Below are 17,381 nucleotides of genomic sequence, written 5' to 3' on the forward strand. Positions count from 1 at the left end.
AAAGTAAATATAATCGATAAAACTTTTGTTAAAAAGCATGAGCCGGGATGAATTTTATATGAACAGATGTTTGCAATTGGCAGCAAATGGTTTAGGAACAACCTATCCTAATCCATTGGTCGGTTCTGTGGTGGTTCACGACGATTTAATTATAGGCGAAGGATGGCACAGAAAATCAGGCGAAGCGCATGCAGAGGTATTGGCCATTCAATCGGTAAAAGACCAAAGTTTATTAAAAAACGCTACCCTTTATGTCAATCTTGAGCCTTGTTCACATTTTGGTAAAACGCCACCTTGTGCAGATTTGATTATTGAAAAGGGAATTAAAAAAGTGGTAGTTGGATCTCTTGATTTTAATGAAAAGGTTTGTGGTCGTGGCATTGAAAAATTGAAGTTGGCCGGTTGTGAGGTTGTTGTGGGTTTATTAGAAGAGAGATGCAAAGAATTAAACAAACGGTTTTTTACTTTTCATTTAAAAAGGAGACCATTTGTGGTTTTGAAATGGGCTGAATCATTTGATGGCTATTTAAGTCCTGATCGCTTTGATGAGGTTGATAATGAAAAAATAAAGCACAGGAAACCCTATTGGATTTCAAATGTATATTCTAGAAGTTTTGTGCATAAATTAAGGGCTGAGGAGCAAAGTATTTTAGTTGGCGTAAGGACAGCCATTTTGGATAATCCCAAACTAGATGTGAGAAGCTACGCTGGGAATAATCCGCTCCGAGTTTTAATCGATCGCGATTTATCGCTATCTAAAGATTCTCATATATATAATGGTGAAGTGAATACCTTGGTTTTTTGTGATTCTTTTTTTAAGAAGAATGAGCATTTAACTAATATTGAATATGTAGAGCTAGATTTTAAAGAGCCTTTGGAAGAGCAAGTTTTGAAGGAGTTATATCAAAAAGGCATTCAATCTTTAATCATAGAAGGTGGAGCACAAACTTTAGGTGGATTTATTCAAAAAAGTCTATGGGATGAGGCAATTATGATAAAGGGAAAATCAATTTTTGGTAAGGGTACTGAAGCTCCTAAAATTTTAGGTGACTTGGTATTATCTTTTAACATTATGGATGATGATGTTTTAGTGCTTAAAAATAAGAGTAATTACATCGCAAAATAAAACAGTTTGAGTCCTTTAGAACAGAACGATACTTTTCAAACCATCGCATATCCTACAGTTGAGGTTCTTTTTAAAGATAAAGGGAGCAAATTTTATGGCTATGCTATTCCGGTTTCGCATGAAGATGAGATTGATGTTGAAATTCAAAAAATAAAAGCAATCCATCATAAAGCAAGACATTACTGTTATGCCTATAAAATAGGTGGTGAGCCTTTTGTTTATCGGGTTAATGATGACGGAGAACCATCGAATAGTGCCGGTATGCCTATTTATGGACAAATTTTGTCTCACAACCTTACGAATGTTCTCGTAGTTGTGGTGAGGTATTTTGGGGGAGTAAAATTAGGTGTTGGGGGATTAATTAGTGCTTATAGATCGGCGGCGAATATGGCCTTAGAATCTTCTGAAAAAGTTGAAAAAACGATAGATGATATAATTGAATTAAAATTTGATTATGCAGATTTGAATAAAGTGATGAAAATGATCAAGGATTACCAACTCTCTATTCTTAAACAAGACATGCAACTGTCGTGTGTATTTTTACTTGAAGTACGTAAAAGTCTTACCCAAGAAATAATTGAAAATTTTTCGGACTTGAGAATTGGTCAAATTAGGATGATTGAATAAGGGAATTAATTTTTTCCAAAATAAAGGACGGTGCTTTTGTTGGCCGATTTTTTTTCATGTCGACAAATACAAGTTGAACTGTTGCCCGAGATAAAAGTTGTTCATTTTCGTTATAAACGTTAAAATCAAATTCAATTTTTGCGCTTGGAATCTTAGTTAAGATAGTCTCTATGGTAAGTAGGTCATCATATTTTGCCGGATTAAAGTAGCGAATTTTCATCTCGAGTACAGGCAGCATAATTCCTGATTCTTCAAGGCTTTTGTAGCTAACTCCAAGGTTTCTAAGCCATTCTACTCTGCCCACTTCGAGATATTGTGCGTAGTTACCGTAATAGACATAACCCATCTGATCGGTTTCTCCATATCTCACTCTAATTTTTGTTTTGTGGTTCAACATTTTTTTGTAATTTGCAGAGGAGTGTAGTGAAAAAAAAAATAAAAATCAATACCCATTTGGTTTTTTTATAATAAACTTTATTCACACTTTTGTACATGAGATTAAGGGGGAAAAATTCTTTGAAAAAGAGTTAAAGTAAAATTTTGAAATCTAATTAATTTAATGAAACAAACAGCAGAATCTGTCTGGAGCAATTGTCTATTATTTATTAAGGATAACATAAAACCACAGGCATATAAGACGTGGTTTGAACCTATCAAACCAATGAAGGTTACGAATGACGTGTTGACTATACAGGTTCCAAGTAAATTTTTCTTTGAATGGTTAGAAGAACATTATATCAAATTATTAAGGGTTGCCTTGGTTAAGGAACTTGGAGAAAATGCCAAACTTGTTTATGATGTTAAAATGGAAAATTCTTACAGTAGTAAAAAGCCACATACCGTAAAGTTTCCAAGTTCAAACAGAAAACCGTTTAATTCACAAGGAGTTACTGTTCCTTTGGAAATTGATAAACACGAATTGAAAAATCCATTCGTCATACCAGGAATCCAAAAAGTAAAAATAGAATCTCAGTTAAATCCCAATTACAGTTTCGATAATTTTATTGAAGGAGAATCAAATCGATTGGCGAGATCTGCAGGATTAGCTGTGTCTAATAAGCCCGGTGGAACTTCATTTAACCCTTTATTAATTTATGGAGGAGTTGGTTTAGGAAAAACACATTTGGCACAAGCTATTGGTGTTAGAATAAAAGATAAGTATCCAGAAAGAACTGTATTATATATTTCAGCCGAAAAATTTACGCAACAATTTATAGATTCTATTAAAGGAAACACCCGAAATGATTTTATTCATTTTTATCAAATGATAGATGTTTTAATTGTGGATGACGTTCAGTTTTTATCGGGAAAAGCAGGAACCCAAGATGTATTTTTCCACATTTTTAATCACCTTCATCAAAACGGTAAACAAGTTATTTTAACAAGTGATAAAGCACCGGTTGATATGCAAGACATTGAACAAAGGCTTTTATCGAGATTTAAATGGGGGCTTTCTGCCGAATTGGTATCACCTGAATTCGAAACCAGAGTTTCGATACTCAAGAATAAAATGTTTAGAGATGGCGTAGATATTCCCGATGAAATAGTAGAATATATCGCTAAAAATATAAAAACAAACGTAAGAGAATTAGAAGGGGTTTTAATCTCTCTTATCGCCCAAGCTTCTTTTAATCACAAAGAATTTACTTTGCAACTCACTAAACAGATTGTAGATAAATTTGTTAAAAACACCAAGAAAGAAGTTTCTATTGATTACATCCAAAAAGTGATTTCAAAATATTTTGAAATGGATGTGACCACTCTTCAGTCCAAAACACGTAAGCGTCATATCGTTCAGGCAAGGCAATTGGCTATGTATTTTTCTAAAAGAATGACGAAAGCTTCATTGGCGAGTATTGGCTCACAAATTGGAAGTCGTGACCATGCAACAGTACTACATGCTTGTAAAACAGTAGATAACCTTTTGGAAACAGACAAACAATTTAAAAAATACGTAGAAGAAATTACAAAGAAACTTACTTTTTAATAGATTCTTATGATTAAAGTCTTAATGGTTTGCCTAGGAAATATTTGTAGGTCGCCATTGGCCGAAGGTATTTTGCGCTCTAAAGTAGATTCTGATAAGATTTTTTTGGATTCGGCCGGAACAGGGGCATGGCATGTTGGACATTTACCTGATAAAAGATCGATTGAGGTTGCAAAAAGGAATGGAATTGATATTACCTATCAAAGAGCAAGACAATTTTCTGAGGACGATTTTGATTCATTTGATCTGATTTATGTAATGGATAAAGAGAATTTAAAGGCGGTTCAATCGATGGCTTTGACCAAAGAACAGCGAGATAAGGTTCATTTAATCCTTGATGTTGTAAAGGGTACCAAATACAGAGAAGTACCGGATCCGTATTACGGAGGTGAACAAGGTTTTGATTTTGTATTTCAATTGCTTAATGAGGCATGTGATCAAATTGCCAACAATCTTTTAAATGAAAAATAACGGCACTTTATATTTAATTCCAACCACACTTGGCGATATTCAACCTGATCTCGTTTTACCTGTTACGGTAAAGTCGATCATTGAAAAATTAGATCATTTTATTGTTGAGAATAATAAAACGGCCAGAAGATTTATTAAAAATATTTGCCCTGAAAAAGTTCAAAGTGAGTTAATTCTCTATACTTTGGATAAACGTACAACTGAACAAGAATCTAATTCTTTTTTAGATATTTGTGAACAAGGGACTTCTATCGGATTAATTTCTGAAGCTGGAGTACCCGGCATAGCTGATCCAGGAGCCAATGTTGTGCTATTAGCGCATAGAAAAGGGATTAAGGTAGTTCCGCTTGTTGGACCGTCCTCTGTTATTTTAGCGATGATGAGTTCTGGTTTGAACGGTCAAAATTTTGCATTTAACGGTTATTTACCTGTTGATAAATCCGAAAAGAAATTTGCAATAAAAGATTTTGAAAGATTGTCAAAAGCAAAAAATCAAAGTCAGATATTTATCGAAACACCATACAGAAACAATGGTTTATTCGATGATTTAAAACAAAGTTTACATCCTGAAACTTATTTGTGTATTGCTGCTGATATTACTTTGGGAACAGAATTTATAAAAACACTAAAAGTAAAAGACTGGAAATCTGTGCCTATAGATTTGCACAAACGTCCAGCCATCTTTATTTTTCACCAAATGTAATTAAACGATTTGTGGGCTTTTATCAGGTTTTATAAATGAAGTATCATATCCGGAGAACTTTTTCATATAAAATTGAACATTCACTCCATTAGCATCACTAAAAACATCGGTTCCATTACTCCTCAAGAATTTTTTAACATTTCCGGCACCAGCAAGGTGTGCGGCTGCTAAAATCCCAGATTCAGTAATCACAACGCCATTGATTTTTTTACCAACGCTTCTGTCAATATCTCTTTTTAATATCCACTTATTCAAAGAACACAAAGCAATGAATGCCTTTTCTTGTAGTTCTGGATTCTCCATAAACTCATTTGTGTCATTAATTTTTAGTCTCTGAAGGGTAGATTTTCCGAATTGGTATTTTCCCATGTAGCCTAATTCATTCACTACCTGATACTTCCCTTGAGATTCTTTAAAAGCTAAAGCTTCTCTAAAACCGATAAATGACTTGTCAATTGTTGGAGTGTAAACAACTTTGAATGGTTGAATATCCTTTTTTACCGTGGTGATGGCCGTTTCATTAAAATAATCCTGCCAATCGCTGTAATGGTTCTTTTGCTCATATCTCACTTGCTCAAAAAGCACAAAGCAAAATGTTACAAATACGGAAATCGTAATAAAGTAACTTTTCATCTTTTTCATTTCTGATTTAGGTTTCATTGGTTGATGAAATACTAAACCTTTTAATTTGCCGGGCAAAGATAAGGCAAAAAATCGTTTCCATTAACAATTAACAATTAATTAATACTTTGAAAAGCAGGTTTTTAAAAAAATATGGGATGAAAAATGATGTCGCCCTTACTAGTAATTTCAAGGGTTGGAGAAGGAATTTTAATAAAATTAAGCACGTTAAATGTGGTCTTTAAAAAAGATGATTTTGTGTTAATTTTTGTTAAATCTATGTCTAAACTAGTATAAAATTGCCTATAAGGATTTTGCAAAATCACTTCTCCGGACGAAGTTTCGACCTCTTTTGGAAGGTCTTCTGCACCATATCCAAAAGAAATATTTAACCATTTTGGTATCTTGCTATCTTTAAAAAATGACCAAATATTGGCAGATAACCAATAGGTTTGTCCATTATAATCTTTCAGTATTTGTTCTAAAGTATTCGTGCCAAGGTTAGGATCGAGGTCTGGATAATTTGTGGTTTGAAAGGAAAATTTCATCTGAAAACGCTGTTCATTCCACAATAATTCTTGTCCCACTAAAAGTCCTGTACCTAAGGCATTGGCAGCCATATCACCCACAGAAAAGCCCCATTCTTCAGAAAATCCATCCAATATTTCGACGGCTGTTAAAAAGGTAAAGCCGAGTGTCGAGCCATATAAAAGTTGATTTTTTTGTGTTTCACCGGCCCATGAAAGCGCATCCATACCCATTTTTCCAATATAATAACTGCTAAAAGTATGACCGAATTTATCCATTTGTAGCCATGCGCTATTATCGTTAAAAAAATGAAAACTAGATCTTTCATAATCAGCATACCACAACTGATTTAACCCGAGAAGTGCTATACCGGCACCAGCTCCCTCTGTTATATAAACAGCATTTCTTCTTTTTATATTTAAAGTATCTGACGCCTTAAAAAAATCATTTTTTTGTTGGGCGATCAACAACCATGAAAAGAACAACAGAATAAAACTGCAGTTTAGTCTTTTTTTGATCGCAGTAGAAATCATCTCAAAATACCTTGTTCGTTAACCCATTGTTGGTATTTTCGCGCATTTATATTGTGCTGTCTTAAACTATGGGTAAACTCATGTTCACCTATTCTATCGACGCTTGCGCACATATAGTAGTAATTGTGCTTAGCGGGGTTTAAAACAGCTTCTAATGAAGATATGTCTGGCATTCCGATAGGGCCTGGAGGTAATCCTAAAATCTTATAGGTATTATAGGGAGAATTTATCTGAAGATCTTTGCTCAATACTCTTTTTATAATACTATCTTGTCCGTATTTTTGATGTAAGGCATATATAACCGTGGGGTCTGCTTGAAGTGGCCAGTTATCTTTTAATCTATTTAAATACAGGCCAGCAACAATTGGCCTTTCATTTATGGTACTGGTTTCTTTTTGAACAATAGAAGCCAATGTAGTGGCCTGAATTGGGTTGAGACCCTGATTTTTTGCTTTTTCGATGCGTTCTGCTGTCCAAAACTTTTTATACTCAGCTAACATTCTTTCCCGAAATTCTTCCGCTGTAGTATTCCAGTAAAATTCGTAAGTATTAGGTATATAAATAGATAAACCTGTATTTTCATCTAAACCATTCAGTTCTAAAAATTGCTTTTCAGTCATGGTCTTTACTAGGGTAATGGAATCAGCTTCAATTTGCAGCGAAATTCTACCCGCTAATTTTTCGTAAGAATCTTGATTGTTAAAAGTCAATAGAATTGTTTCAGGTTCTCCACCTCTCAAATAATTTACAAGTGCTTCATTACTCATTCCTTCTTCAATCTTAAATTTTCCGGACCGTATTTTATTCGGATAATTCTTTTTATTTGCTACCCAGATAAAACCATCTAGGTCATTGAGATAAGGAGTGATCAATTCTTTAACATGTTCAAAATCAGCTCCCGTTGGAATGTATAAGTCTGAAGTAACCTCCACATTAGGTTTTTTTATTTTGCTGTAATATCGATAACCGGTTATAGATAGACCAAGCAGTAATGCTAAAACTAGAAGCCCTATGATATATGTTTTTTTCATTGATTTTTAAAAATTTGATAAACCAACACATCGGTAAAACCCTTTTCTGTTTTAAGCCAATGTTTGAGGTTTCCGGTTTTTAGAAAACCCAAATGATCAAACAGTGAAATGCTCGCTTTATTGTTTGAAGGTACATGTGCATAAAGCTGATTGAGATCTAAATACCGGAAGGCATATTCATTCAATAATTTTATTGAACTCGATCCAAAACCCTTGTTTTGATATTCTTTTTTAATTAAAATTCCTAAACCGGCTCTTTTGTTGAATGGATCAAAGTCAAAGAGATCAATGAGGCCTATTGGGGCATTGTCAGATTTTCTCTCAATCACTAGTCTTAATTGCTTGACTTCATAAATATCTCTATCAGAATTCGCCAAATAGTCTTTTAAATCTTTTCTTGAAAACGGTTTTTGAGTAGTGCTTATCTCCCAAAGACTAATATCATTCTCTACTTCGAATAAGAAATCCAAATCCTCTGGTTCTAAGGCTCTTAAATAAACAGTGTCATTTTCTAATTTCATCATTTTATAAAGAATAAACTCCTTTAAACACAAAAGTGGCAGGTCCGGAAAGGGTTATATTTTTATACAGACTTTGCTCTTTATCTTGGAAAAAGTTGATTTCCAAATTGCCACCCAAGGTTTGAATTTTTAAGGGGAGTTTTTTGGTATGATTGAGATGTGCCGCCGAAATGGCGGAAGCTGTAACTCCCGTGCCACAACTTAAAGTTTCGTTTTCGACACCTCGCTCATAGGTGCGCACTTTTAATTCATTCTCGCTAATAATTTCTACAAAATTAACATTTGTCCCTTTTTCAAAATAAGGAGCACCATTTCTTATTAGTTTTCCTTCCTGATATACATCGGTCTCTTCCAAATTCATTTTAAAGCATACATGATGCGGGGAACCTGTATCCAAAAAAACGTAATCATTAAAGACCTTAATTTCATCTACATCAGACATTTCTAGAGTGACCCAATTATTTTTTATCTGTGCTTGGTGTAGCCCATCCGGCGCTTCAAAACAGGTGTTATTCTCAATTAAGCCAAGTTGATGGGCAAAAGCAACAATACACCTTCCTCCGTTGCCACACATACTACCAATTTTTCCATCTGCATTATAATAAATCATTTTAAAATCTGCTCTATCTGAACGTTCTAAAAGCATTAATCCATCAGCACCTATGCCAAATTGTCGGTGGCATAACTTTTGAACTAAGTCATAATCAGTGGATGGAAATTGTAATTCCCGATTGTCTATCAGAATGAAATCATTTCCAGTTCCTTGGTATTTGTAAAAATTAATTTCCATGGTGCAAATTTAACTATTAAGTCGTTTCAAATCGCCGTTAAAGTAAAGTTAAATGCAGATATGGTAAAATTTAAAAAATTAAATTTGTTTAAAATATAAAATGATGAGAAACACATTTCAATTATTACTCGCCTCAGTTTTAGGGGGAATGTTCACTTTAGGTTGTTATTTTTTAATCTTTCCTCAGAAAGAAATGTTGGATGATAATAATGGCCTTTCTTCAAATAAAAATGTAGATGTAATTCCTGCTGTATATTCAAATTTGCCGAGGGCAGAGGCCGCTGAAGAAACAGATTTCACGGTTATAGCAGAATCAAGTGTAAATGCTGTAGTCCACGTAAAAAATGTATCAATAGCACCTACAAATCCTTTGATGGAATTCTTTTATGGTAGTTCAGCGCAAGGTGGACAAATGATTGTTGGTACAGGTTCCGGGGTAATTATATCTCCAGATGGATATATCATCACAAACAATCATGTGATTAATGGTGCAAAAAAAGTTGAGGTTACTTTAAACAATAAAAAAACATATGACGCTGAAATTGTTGGCGTTGACAAAACAACAGATATTGCCTTATTGAAAATTAATGCAGGAGAACTTCCCTCATTGGGTTTTGGAGATTCTGATAATCTTAAAGTAGGCGAGTGGGTTTTGGCAGTAGGGAATCCCTATAATTTGACCTCCACTGTTACAGCCGGAATCGTTAGTGCCAAAGCTAGAGATATTAGAATGAATGGAAATAACAGTCAAATAGAATCATTTATTCAAACAGATGCAGCTGTTAATCCAGGAAATAGCGGGGGTGCACTTGTAAATGTTAGAGGTGAGTTAATCGGTATAAACACAGCAATATCTTCACAAACAGGAAGTTATGTTGGGTACAGCTTTGCCGTACCTTCAAATATTGCTAAAAAAGTAATTGAAGATATTTTAGAATTTGGTAATGTTCAGAGGGCTTATTTAGGTATTAATTATGATGAATTGGATAGTGAAAAGGCAGAAAAATATGGTGTTTCTACGTCCCAAGGTGTTATTATTACGAGAGTTGCAGACAAAGGTGCAGCAAGTGAAGCCGGACTTAAGGACAACGACGTGATCGTGAAAATGGACAATGTAAAAATTAATAAATTCGCTGATTTACAGGGTTTTTTAGGATCTAAAAGACCAGGGGATAAAGTCAAAGTGACTGTTTTAAGAGATAATCAGAATAAGCAAGTAGACTTAGTCCTCAAAAATCAATTTGGCAAGGAAAGTTTCGGTGCTAATGATTTTTCAAAAAGTTTAATAGGTGATTTAAAACCGTTGAGTTCAAAGAATGCCCAGAAATTTGATTTGGATTACGGCATGGAGATTACCTCACTGAATAACAAAACTCTTTATTCTAAATATGGCATTGAAAATGGAGATATGATTTTGGCAATTGAAGATCAAAAAATTCAATCTGAAGAGGAGGTGGAAGAGCTCTTGCGCTATTACCAAAGTAAAGAATATATCAATGTTTTGATCCTAAAACAAAACGGAACATATGGATATGTCCGACTCAGGGAATAGTGACAAAACAGCCCATGAATAAGCATTAAATTGTTAAAAAAAACCAAATGAATCCATTTGGTTTTTTTATTTTAGCTAATAAATAGAGAAGTGAATGAGAACTTGTTACATCTTCATGTTATCCCTAATTTTTGTTTTTTCTTGTGGGGAAGATAAAAATCAAAATAGTACAAATATTCCAAAAATCAACGTAATTAAAGTAAGATCCGAAAATGTACCCACATTTTCAGATTATGTTGGGCAAATTTATGGTATTCGTGATATCCCCATTAGAGCGCGAGTTGATGGATTTTTGCAGGGAGTATATTTTAAGGAAGGCAGACAAATAGAAAAGGGCACACTGTTATACTCAATAGATCCTCAGCCATTTGAAGCAAATTTAGCACTAAAAAGAAGCATAGTCTCTGAAGCTAATACAGGATTGGCATTTGCAAGTAGTGAATACGACAGGATAAAGCCCTTGGCAGAAATGAATGCTGTCAGTAAAAGCGATCTAGACGGTGCAATTGCAAGAAAGAAAGCATCTGAGGCCGAAGTTAGTGCCGCAGAAGCAAGTTTAAAAATAGCTCAAATTGATTTAGATTATTGTAAAATTTACGCACCTATTTCAGGTATAATTGGTAAAACGATGGCGCGAGAAGGAGAGTATGTGGGAAGAAGTCCTAATCCGGTCATTTTAACTACGATTTCTCAGATAGAAACGATTAGGGTGCAGTTTTTTTTGACAGAGTCGGAGTATCTCGCTGCAGCAAAAAAGTATTTAGATACGGATCAATCTAATAAGCCGAATAAAAAATTAGAATTATCTCTAATATTATCTGATGGTTCTGAGCATAACCACAAGGGTCTTCTCAATTTTATTGATAGAGGTGTAGATCCCGCTACAGGAACTATTTTGGTGGAGGCTACTTTTCCTAATACAGAAATGATTTTAAGACCAGGTCAGTTTGCACGTGTAAGAATAAAAAGCAGTGATGATATGAATGAATTAATTGTGCCTCAGCGTTGCGTGTCTGAATTACAGGGAAATTATTCGGTATTTATCGTTAACAAGGAAAATAAGATTGAAGCCAGACAAATTGAAATAGGGAATAAATATGACGATTATTTTGTCGTCAAAAAGGGATTGAAAGAAAATGAAAAAGTAATCTTGGAAGGATTGCAAAAAGTAGGAGCCGGTATGGTAATAGAACCTGTTATTGTCGAATTTGAAAATCAGAAAAAATTTTAATTTTCGAAAATGGCTGATAATAGAGGTAATTTTTTTGTTCATCGACCCATTGTAGCAATTGTAATAGCGATAGTAATTGTTATTATAGGAACAATTTCAATGATCGGCTTGCCCATTGAGCAATATCCAAATTTAACTCCTCCTGTCGTTGAAGTAAGGGCCAACTATACAGGAGCTAATGCAATAAGTGTAGAAGAATCAGTTGCTACACCATTGGAACAAGAGATCAATGGTGTTGATAATATGATTTATATGAAATCTACCAATGCCAATGATGGTTCAATGGTAATTGAGGTGTCATTTGATGTTGGAACAGATCCGGACATGAATACTGTTTTAACGCAAAATAGGGTTTCGGCAGCTTCAGCAAAATTACCTCCAGCAGTCACAAAACTAGGTGTAACTACAAAAAAATCTTTGCCAAATATCTTAATGCTCGTAGCTCTGACCTCTGATGGTCGGTATGACCAGGATTTTTTAGGTAATTATGGCTTGATCAATATCAAGGATCAACTTGCGAGGATTAAAGGGATCGGTAGGGTAGATGTCCTTGGCGCGTCGGATTATTCCATGCGAATTTGGATAAAACCAGACAAGTTAGCTCATATGGGTTTAACCATACCTGAAATAAATAATGCGATAAATGAACAAAATTTAATTGTCCCTGGAGGTAAATTTGGGGCAGAACCGGCTCCGATAGGTACAGAATTCACGTATACTGTTCGTTTACCAGATCGATTTAATTCTCCGGAAGCATTTGGTGAAATTGTTGTGCGAACCCTTTCTGATGGTTCACAAATAAAGCTGAAAGATATCTCAACAATTGATCTTGGCGTTGAGACGTATAGTATGATTCCCAGAGTAAATGGAGAAACATCGGCAATTGTAGCCCTCTATCAGGCACCGGGATCAAATGCAGTTGAATTAGCAGAAAATGTGATTGCTGAAATGGATAGACTGTCGAAAAGTTTTCCTGAAAGCATGAAGTACGAAGTATCACTAGACTCTACTGCACCAATTAAGGCCGGCTTAAAGGATATAGTTGTCACATTGGTTATTGCCCTTGTCTTGGTTGTTTTGGTGGTTTTTATTTTTATCCAAGACTGGAGAGCGACTTTAATTCCAACATTAGCTATACCTGTTTCTTTAATAGGAGCATTTATCTTCTTTCCGATGCTCGGTTTTACAATCAATGTTTTATCTCTGCTGGGACTTGTTTTGGCTATAGGGATTGTTGTGGATGATGCGATTGTTGTAGTAGAGGCAGTACAGGTAAATATTGCCAAAGGAATGAATGCTAAAGAAGCCACTGTCGATGCTATGACAAAGGTAACAGCTCCGGTAATAGCAACAACATTGGTTCTGATTGGTGTTTTTATTCCAGTTGCAAGAATGGCAGGAATTACTGGATTGTTATATCAACAGTTCGCTATAACTATTGTTGTTTCGGTGATCGTATCATCAGTAAATGCACTTTCGCTCAGTCCTGCATTGTGTTCCCTTCTTTTAAAAGAGCCAAAACCCTACAGTGGTTTTTTGGGTATATTTTTTGACACGTTTAATAGTTTTATTGACAAGAGCACAGCAGGTTACATGAGTTTCACAAGAATTGTCACTAGAAAATTAAAGAGAGGAATCATTTTTATCCTAATTATGGCTTTGGGATCTGCACTCTTTGGTAAACTTGTACCGGGTGGATTTATACCCGAGGAGGACATGGGTTATTTTTTCGTTAATGTTCAGTTACCCAATGCAGCTTCTCTTCAAAGATCTGATGTGGTTACGAAACAGATTGAGGAAATTATGTTGGGTTTTGAAGAGATTGAATATGTTACAACAGCTACAGGATATAGTATTCTTTCAGGTGCCATGACCTCAAATACGGGCTTTTTGTTTATTTCTTTAAAAGATTGGGCTGAAAGGGACCTTACAGCTGAAGAAATTATTCAAAAGGTCAACATTGAATTAATCAGGCAAGTTAAAGATGCTCAGGCCTTTGCATTTGGTCCACCAGCCCTTCCAGGTTTAGGCAATGGAGCTGGATTTAGTATCATGATCCAAGATAAAGGAGGTAACGATGCAAATTATTTAGCCAACAATACAATGAAATTTATTAAAGCCGTTAATGATAGGGAGGAAATACAAGGAGCATTTTCTTCATTTCAGGCAAATGTTCCACAAAGATTTTTGGACATCGATAAGGAAAAAGCATTGAAAATGGGTGTCAAGCTAAATGATTTGTACACAACTGTTGGAGCTTTTATGGGCGGGGCATATGTCAATGATTTTACAAGATTTGGAAGATTGTATAAAACCTATATTCAGGCGGAGCCAGAATATAGAGCCGATGAATCGCAGATAAGCAATTTCTTTTTAAAAAACAGCTCTAATCAAATGGTTCCATTGGCTACATTGGCAACGATAAGACCTATTTCAGGTCCTGATTTTACCAATAGATTCAATCTTTACAGATCTGTTGAGGTTACTGGTAGCCCGGCCCCCGGTTTTACTTCAGAGGAAGCGAGAAAGGCATTGGTTGAAGTTGCAAATGAAGTATTGCCACAGGATATGAGCTATTCATGGAATGCCATGTCTTTTCAGGAAGATAAGGCCTCAGGATCTTTAATGATAATATTGAGTTTTTCTTTAATATTTGTTTTTTTGATACTTTCTGCGCAATACGAAAGTTGGTCCTTACCATTCAGTATTTTGTTAGGTACTCCATTTGCTATTTTTGGTGCCCTTTTTTCATTATGGATAGCAAGGTTATTTAGTCCTACTTTCGAGAATAACATTTTTGCACAAGTATCTTTTGTTATGTTGATTGGTATGGCAGCAAAAAATGCCATTTTAATAGTGGAATTTGCCAATGATGAATTTAATAATGGAAAAAGCCTGATTGATGCTGCTCTTACAGCAGCACAATCACGATTCAGACCTATCTTAATGACAGCATTTTCCTTTATTTTGGGAGTGTTCCCATTAGTAGTTGCCTCAGGTTCTGGAGCAGAATCAAGGAAAGTGATGGGTATGGCTTTGCTTGGTGGGATGACATTGGCCACTTTTTTAGGCGTTTTTCTATATCCTTTGTTATTTGTGTTTATTGGTAAAATCGCGGGTTACGAAAAGAAAAGAGATAAATTGCAATCAATCGGATCAGAACCTAATAAAGTATCAGAAGAATGAAAAGATATTTATACTACCTAGCTTCTGTTATTGTCGCAACAAGTTTGCTTTCTTGTGCGGTTGGTCCCAAATATCAAAAACCAATTGTAGAGAACCCAGAAATATTTAGATATCAAAATGAGAATCAAGATACTTTAGTAAACCTTGTATGGTGGACAATTTTTAATGATCCAGTTTTAGAATCTTTGATTCATGAGGGTTTATCAAATAATAAAAATGTTTTAGTTGCGCTTAGTAGAATTGAGCAAGCTAGAGCCAATGTTGGCTTTAATAAGGCTGATTTTGGACCCAAAATTGGGGTGGAAGGTGTGGCTGGAAACACTAATTTTTTTCAGGGTTTAAAGCAAGAAGAAGCAGTTAGTTTGTATTCTGGAAACACAAATTTGTATTGGGAGCTCGATTTTTGGGGTAAGATAAGAAGAGCTAACGAGGCGGCTAGAGCCGAATTACTTTCTACTTTTTATGCCAAAAGGGCAATAGAGCTAAGTTTAATCAGCGAAATAGCTTCAAATTATTTTGACATTCTAGATTACAGAGCTAGGTTAAATATATCAGAACAAACTTTTGCTTCAAGAGATAGTGCACTTACCATTATTGAATTGAGATATGAGAAGGGGATTATACCTTTAATAGATGTCAATCAATCTCAAGTTCAAAGAAGTATTGCTCAAGCCGCCATACCACAATACAAGCGATTAATTGCACAATCAGAACATAATTTAAGTGTATTACTTGGAAAGAACCCTGATGTGATAGATATACAGACTAATTTATTAAATCAGTCGATACCTGATTCTATACCTGTAGGAATTCCTTCACAGCTCTTAAGGCGAAGACCAGATATTGCAGGATATGAAGAATTGTATAAAGCCCAAAATGCTAGAATAGGTGTGGCACAGGCGATGAGATTACCGGCGATTAGTTTAACCGGGTTATTAGGTATAGGAAGTACGGAATTATCTGATGTGGTTTCCAATGGATTAGGTTGGGGAGCGGGAGTATCCTTGATGGGTCCATTATTTGAATGGGGAAAGAATGTAAGGCGTGTTGATATTGAAAGAGAGAAAGCAAAGCAGAGTTTATATCAATATGAATTCTCTGTGATCAATGCGTTCAGAGAAGTTCAGGATGGGTTGATTTCCATTCAGACTTATAAAGAAGAGTTGAAAGCTAGAGAAGAAGGTGTTGTGGCTGCCCAAAGTGCTAGGGAATTATCTGAAATGAGATATGATAAAGGTGTTACCAGTTATCTGGAGGTACTTGAAACTCAAAGACAAGAATTTGAGGCAAAATTGGGCTATTCACAAAACTATAATCTTGTATTGCGTTCATATATTAATTTGTACAAAGTTTTGGGTGGTGGTTGGATCACTCGAAATGAAAAAGAAAGATACGCCATTCAAAAGGCGGAAAGAGAGGGTTTAGAATCAGCAGTTGTAGAAAGTCAAGAAGCTGTTTATACGGGTCAAATTCCTGACCTTTACTTAACCAAAGAAGAAATTCAGCTTAGAAAAGAGGAAAAAAAGTTACAGCGGAAATTAGAACGTGAGGAAAGAAAAAATAAATAATAAAAAAAGGCTGTTAAACAGCCTTTTTTTATTTCTAAATGTTTTTAAGTGAAAATGATTTGTGTTCGGTCTCCATCGCACAATTCATAAAATTGACCAATGGTGATGATATCAGAAACTTCATCAGATAAATCTTTCATTTCTAACTTGAACATGTCAACGGCTAATTTACACGCGTAAATCATACCCCCACCTGCAGTAATCATTTCTAAAAACTCATCTACTGGAGGCATATCTAATTCCTCCATTTGTTTTCTCATCATACTTGAAACTGCTGTTTCAACTCCGGGTAATCCACCTAACATAGTTGGAAATGGAATTCCTCCGGGCATTCTCATTGCAGGGTTTCCAGTTGTCGCGGTGTGCAAATGATTCATTCTTTCCTTTGTAATTCCGTCCAATCCGAAAAAAGTAAAGAATACATTAGTTTCGATTCCTTCCATTACAGCACCATTTGCCATAACCAATGTGGCATAAACATCTTCTAAGCTACCCTTGGCGCAGATTATGCATACCTTTTCTAAAGGTTTTTTCTCTGTTTTCTCCATAATTATTTGGTTTAAATTTGTGAATTAAACACAACTTGTTGGTTTTGGAATTCCTGCGATTTGGGATGAGAATTTTAATGGACCTTTTGGAAATAGGACATATAACTCTTTGATGTCGACAATACCTGATTTTCCAACTTTTCTTATAGTCAAAGCTTCTCCGGCAGATTGCTTTTCTCTTAAATAGTTTAATACCTCAAAATGCTTTGGACTTAATTCTATCCCAACTTCTTTTGCAATTTCTTTTGCAATTTCTTCGTTCCACTGGTTCATATCTTCTAGATATCCATCATCAGAAACATTTACTTGTTTTCCTGCGATTGTTTTTACTGGCATAATATAAAATTTTAGTTGTTCG

General features: G+C 35.0%; 17 protein-coding genes. 9 read left to right on the forward strand and 8 right to left on the reverse strand.

Annotated elements, in window-relative coordinates:
- Window positions 1-37: 37 nt before the first annotated feature.
- Both ribD and ACFQ39_RS09175 read left to right on the forward strand, forming a co-directional pair.
- The gene (gene ribD, locus ACFQ39_RS09170) at window positions 38-1,126 is read left to right on the forward strand and encodes a bifunctional diaminohydroxyphosphoribosylaminopyrimidine deaminase/5-amino-6-(5-phosphoribosylamino)uracil reductase RibD (protein WP_377178288.1); all 1,089 of its coding nucleotides are present in this window, start codon (window positions 38-40) and stop codon (window positions 1,124-1,126) included.
- 6 nt (window positions 1,127-1,132) lie between these two features.
- Window positions 1,133-1,753, forward strand: coding sequence for an IMPACT family protein (locus ACFQ39_RS09175; RefSeq protein WP_377178290.1), 621 nt, complete (start codon window positions 1,133-1,135; stop codon window positions 1,751-1,753).
- Here ACFQ39_RS09175 and ACFQ39_RS09180 read toward each other — a convergent pair.
- Complete coding sequence (locus ACFQ39_RS09180; protein ID WP_377178292.1) at window positions 1,737-2,150, reverse strand: acyl-CoA thioesterase; 414 nt, start codon at window positions 2,148-2,150, stop codon at window positions 1,737-1,739. The genes ACFQ39_RS09175 and ACFQ39_RS09180 overlap by 17 nt on opposite strands.
- Window positions 2,151-2,312: 162 nt before the next feature.
- On the opposite strand from ACFQ39_RS09180, the gene dnaA reads away from it, so the two are divergent.
- The 3 genes from dnaA to ACFQ39_RS09195 are packed head-to-tail and all read left to right on the forward strand — an operon-like array spanning window position 2,313 to window position 4,914.
- Complete coding sequence (gene dnaA / locus ACFQ39_RS09185; protein WP_377178294.1) at window positions 2,313-3,740, forward strand: chromosomal replication initiator protein DnaA; 1,428 nt, start codon at window positions 2,313-2,315, stop codon at window positions 3,738-3,740.
- A gap of 9 nt (window positions 3,741-3,749) precedes the next feature.
- On the forward strand, window positions 3,750-4,211 hold the full coding sequence (locus tag ACFQ39_RS09190; RefSeq protein WP_377178296.1) for a low molecular weight protein-tyrosine-phosphatase: 462 nt from the start codon (window positions 3,750-3,752) through the stop codon (window positions 4,209-4,211).
- A complete protein-coding gene (locus ACFQ39_RS09195; protein ID WP_377178298.1) occupies window positions 4,201-4,914 on the forward strand; it encodes an SAM-dependent methyltransferase in 714 nt (237 codons plus the stop codon). The genes ACFQ39_RS09190 and ACFQ39_RS09195 overlap by 11 nt, the downstream gene beginning before the upstream one ends.
- Here the strand turns inward: ACFQ39_RS09195 and ACFQ39_RS09200 are convergent, their stop codons facing one another.
- The 5 genes from ACFQ39_RS09200 to dapF form a co-directional block, all read right to left on the reverse strand.
- Window positions 4,915-5,547 carry a peptidoglycan-binding protein LysM gene (locus tag ACFQ39_RS09200; protein WP_377178300.1) on the reverse strand — a complete coding sequence of 211 codons (633 nt, stop codon included), beginning with the start codon at window positions 5,545-5,547 and terminating at the stop codon, window positions 4,915-4,917. It abuts the gene before it with no gap.
- A gap of 131 nt (window positions 5,548-5,678) precedes the next feature.
- Entirely contained in the window at window positions 5,679-6,596 is a 918-nt protein-coding gene (locus ACFQ39_RS09205) for a DUF2279 domain-containing protein (protein WP_377178301.1), read from the reverse strand.
- Window positions 6,593-7,627, reverse strand: coding sequence for an endolytic transglycosylase MltG (gene mltG / locus ACFQ39_RS09210; RefSeq protein WP_377178303.1), 1,035 nt, complete (start codon window positions 7,625-7,627; stop codon window positions 6,593-6,595). Before mltG ends, ACFQ39_RS09205 begins: the two co-directional genes overlap by 4 nt.
- Window positions 7,624-8,151: a GNAT family N-acetyltransferase gene (locus ACFQ39_RS09215; protein WP_377178305.1), complete on the reverse strand. Its 528-nt coding sequence runs from the start codon at window positions 8,149-8,151 to the stop codon at window positions 7,624-7,626. Before ACFQ39_RS09215 ends, mltG begins: the two co-directional genes overlap by 4 nt.
- A gap of 1 nt (window position 8,152) precedes the next feature.
- Window positions 8,153-8,938: a diaminopimelate epimerase gene (gene dapF, locus ACFQ39_RS09220; protein ID WP_377178307.1), complete on the reverse strand. Its 786-nt coding sequence runs from the start codon at window positions 8,936-8,938 to the stop codon at window positions 8,153-8,155.
- 103 nt (window positions 8,939-9,041) lie between these two features.
- Here dapF and ACFQ39_RS09225 point away from each other — a divergent pair, with 103 nt between their 5' ends.
- The 4 genes from ACFQ39_RS09225 (at window position 9,042) to ACFQ39_RS09240 (ending at window position 16,475) form a co-directional block, all read left to right on the forward strand.
- Window positions 9,042-10,490, forward strand: a complete 1,449-nt coding sequence (locus ACFQ39_RS09225) for a S1C family serine protease (protein WP_377178309.1) — start codon at window positions 9,042-9,044, stop codon at window positions 10,488-10,490.
- A gap of 115 nt (window positions 10,491-10,605) precedes the next feature.
- On the forward strand, window positions 10,606-11,721 hold the full coding sequence (locus ACFQ39_RS09230; protein ID WP_377178311.1) for an efflux RND transporter periplasmic adaptor subunit: 1,116 nt from the start codon (window positions 10,606-10,608) through the stop codon (window positions 11,719-11,721).
- Between the two features lie 9 nt (window positions 11,722-11,730).
- Window positions 11,731-14,907, forward strand: coding sequence for an efflux RND transporter permease subunit (locus ACFQ39_RS09235; protein ID WP_377178313.1), 3,177 nt, complete (start codon window positions 11,731-11,733; stop codon window positions 14,905-14,907).
- The gene (locus ACFQ39_RS09240; RefSeq protein WP_377178315.1) at window positions 14,904-16,475 is read left to right on the forward strand and encodes an efflux transporter outer membrane subunit; all 1,572 of its coding nucleotides are present in this window, start codon (window positions 14,904-14,906) and stop codon (window positions 16,473-16,475) included. Before ACFQ39_RS09235 ends, ACFQ39_RS09240 begins: the two co-directional genes overlap by 4 nt.
- 44 nt (window positions 16,476-16,519) lie before the next feature.
- On the opposite strand, the gene ACFQ39_RS09245 is transcribed toward ACFQ39_RS09240, so the two are convergent.
- Window positions 16,520-17,023, reverse strand: a complete 504-nt coding sequence (locus tag ACFQ39_RS09245; protein WP_377178317.1) for a DsrE/DsrF/DrsH-like family protein — start codon at window positions 17,021-17,023, stop codon at window positions 16,520-16,522.
- A 24-nt stretch (window positions 17,024-17,047) separates the two neighbouring features.
- Window positions 17,048-17,359: a TusE/DsrC/DsvC family sulfur relay protein gene (locus ACFQ39_RS09250; RefSeq protein ID WP_377178319.1), complete on the reverse strand. Its 312-nt coding sequence runs from the start codon at window positions 17,357-17,359 to the stop codon at window positions 17,048-17,050.
- Window positions 17,360-17,381: the final 22 nt, after the last annotated feature.

The organism is Namhaeicola litoreus (genome assembly GCF_042679565.1).
GTDB classification, from domain to species: domain Bacteria; phylum Bacteroidota; class Bacteroidia; order Flavobacteriales; family Flavobacteriaceae; genus Namhaeicola; species Namhaeicola litoreus.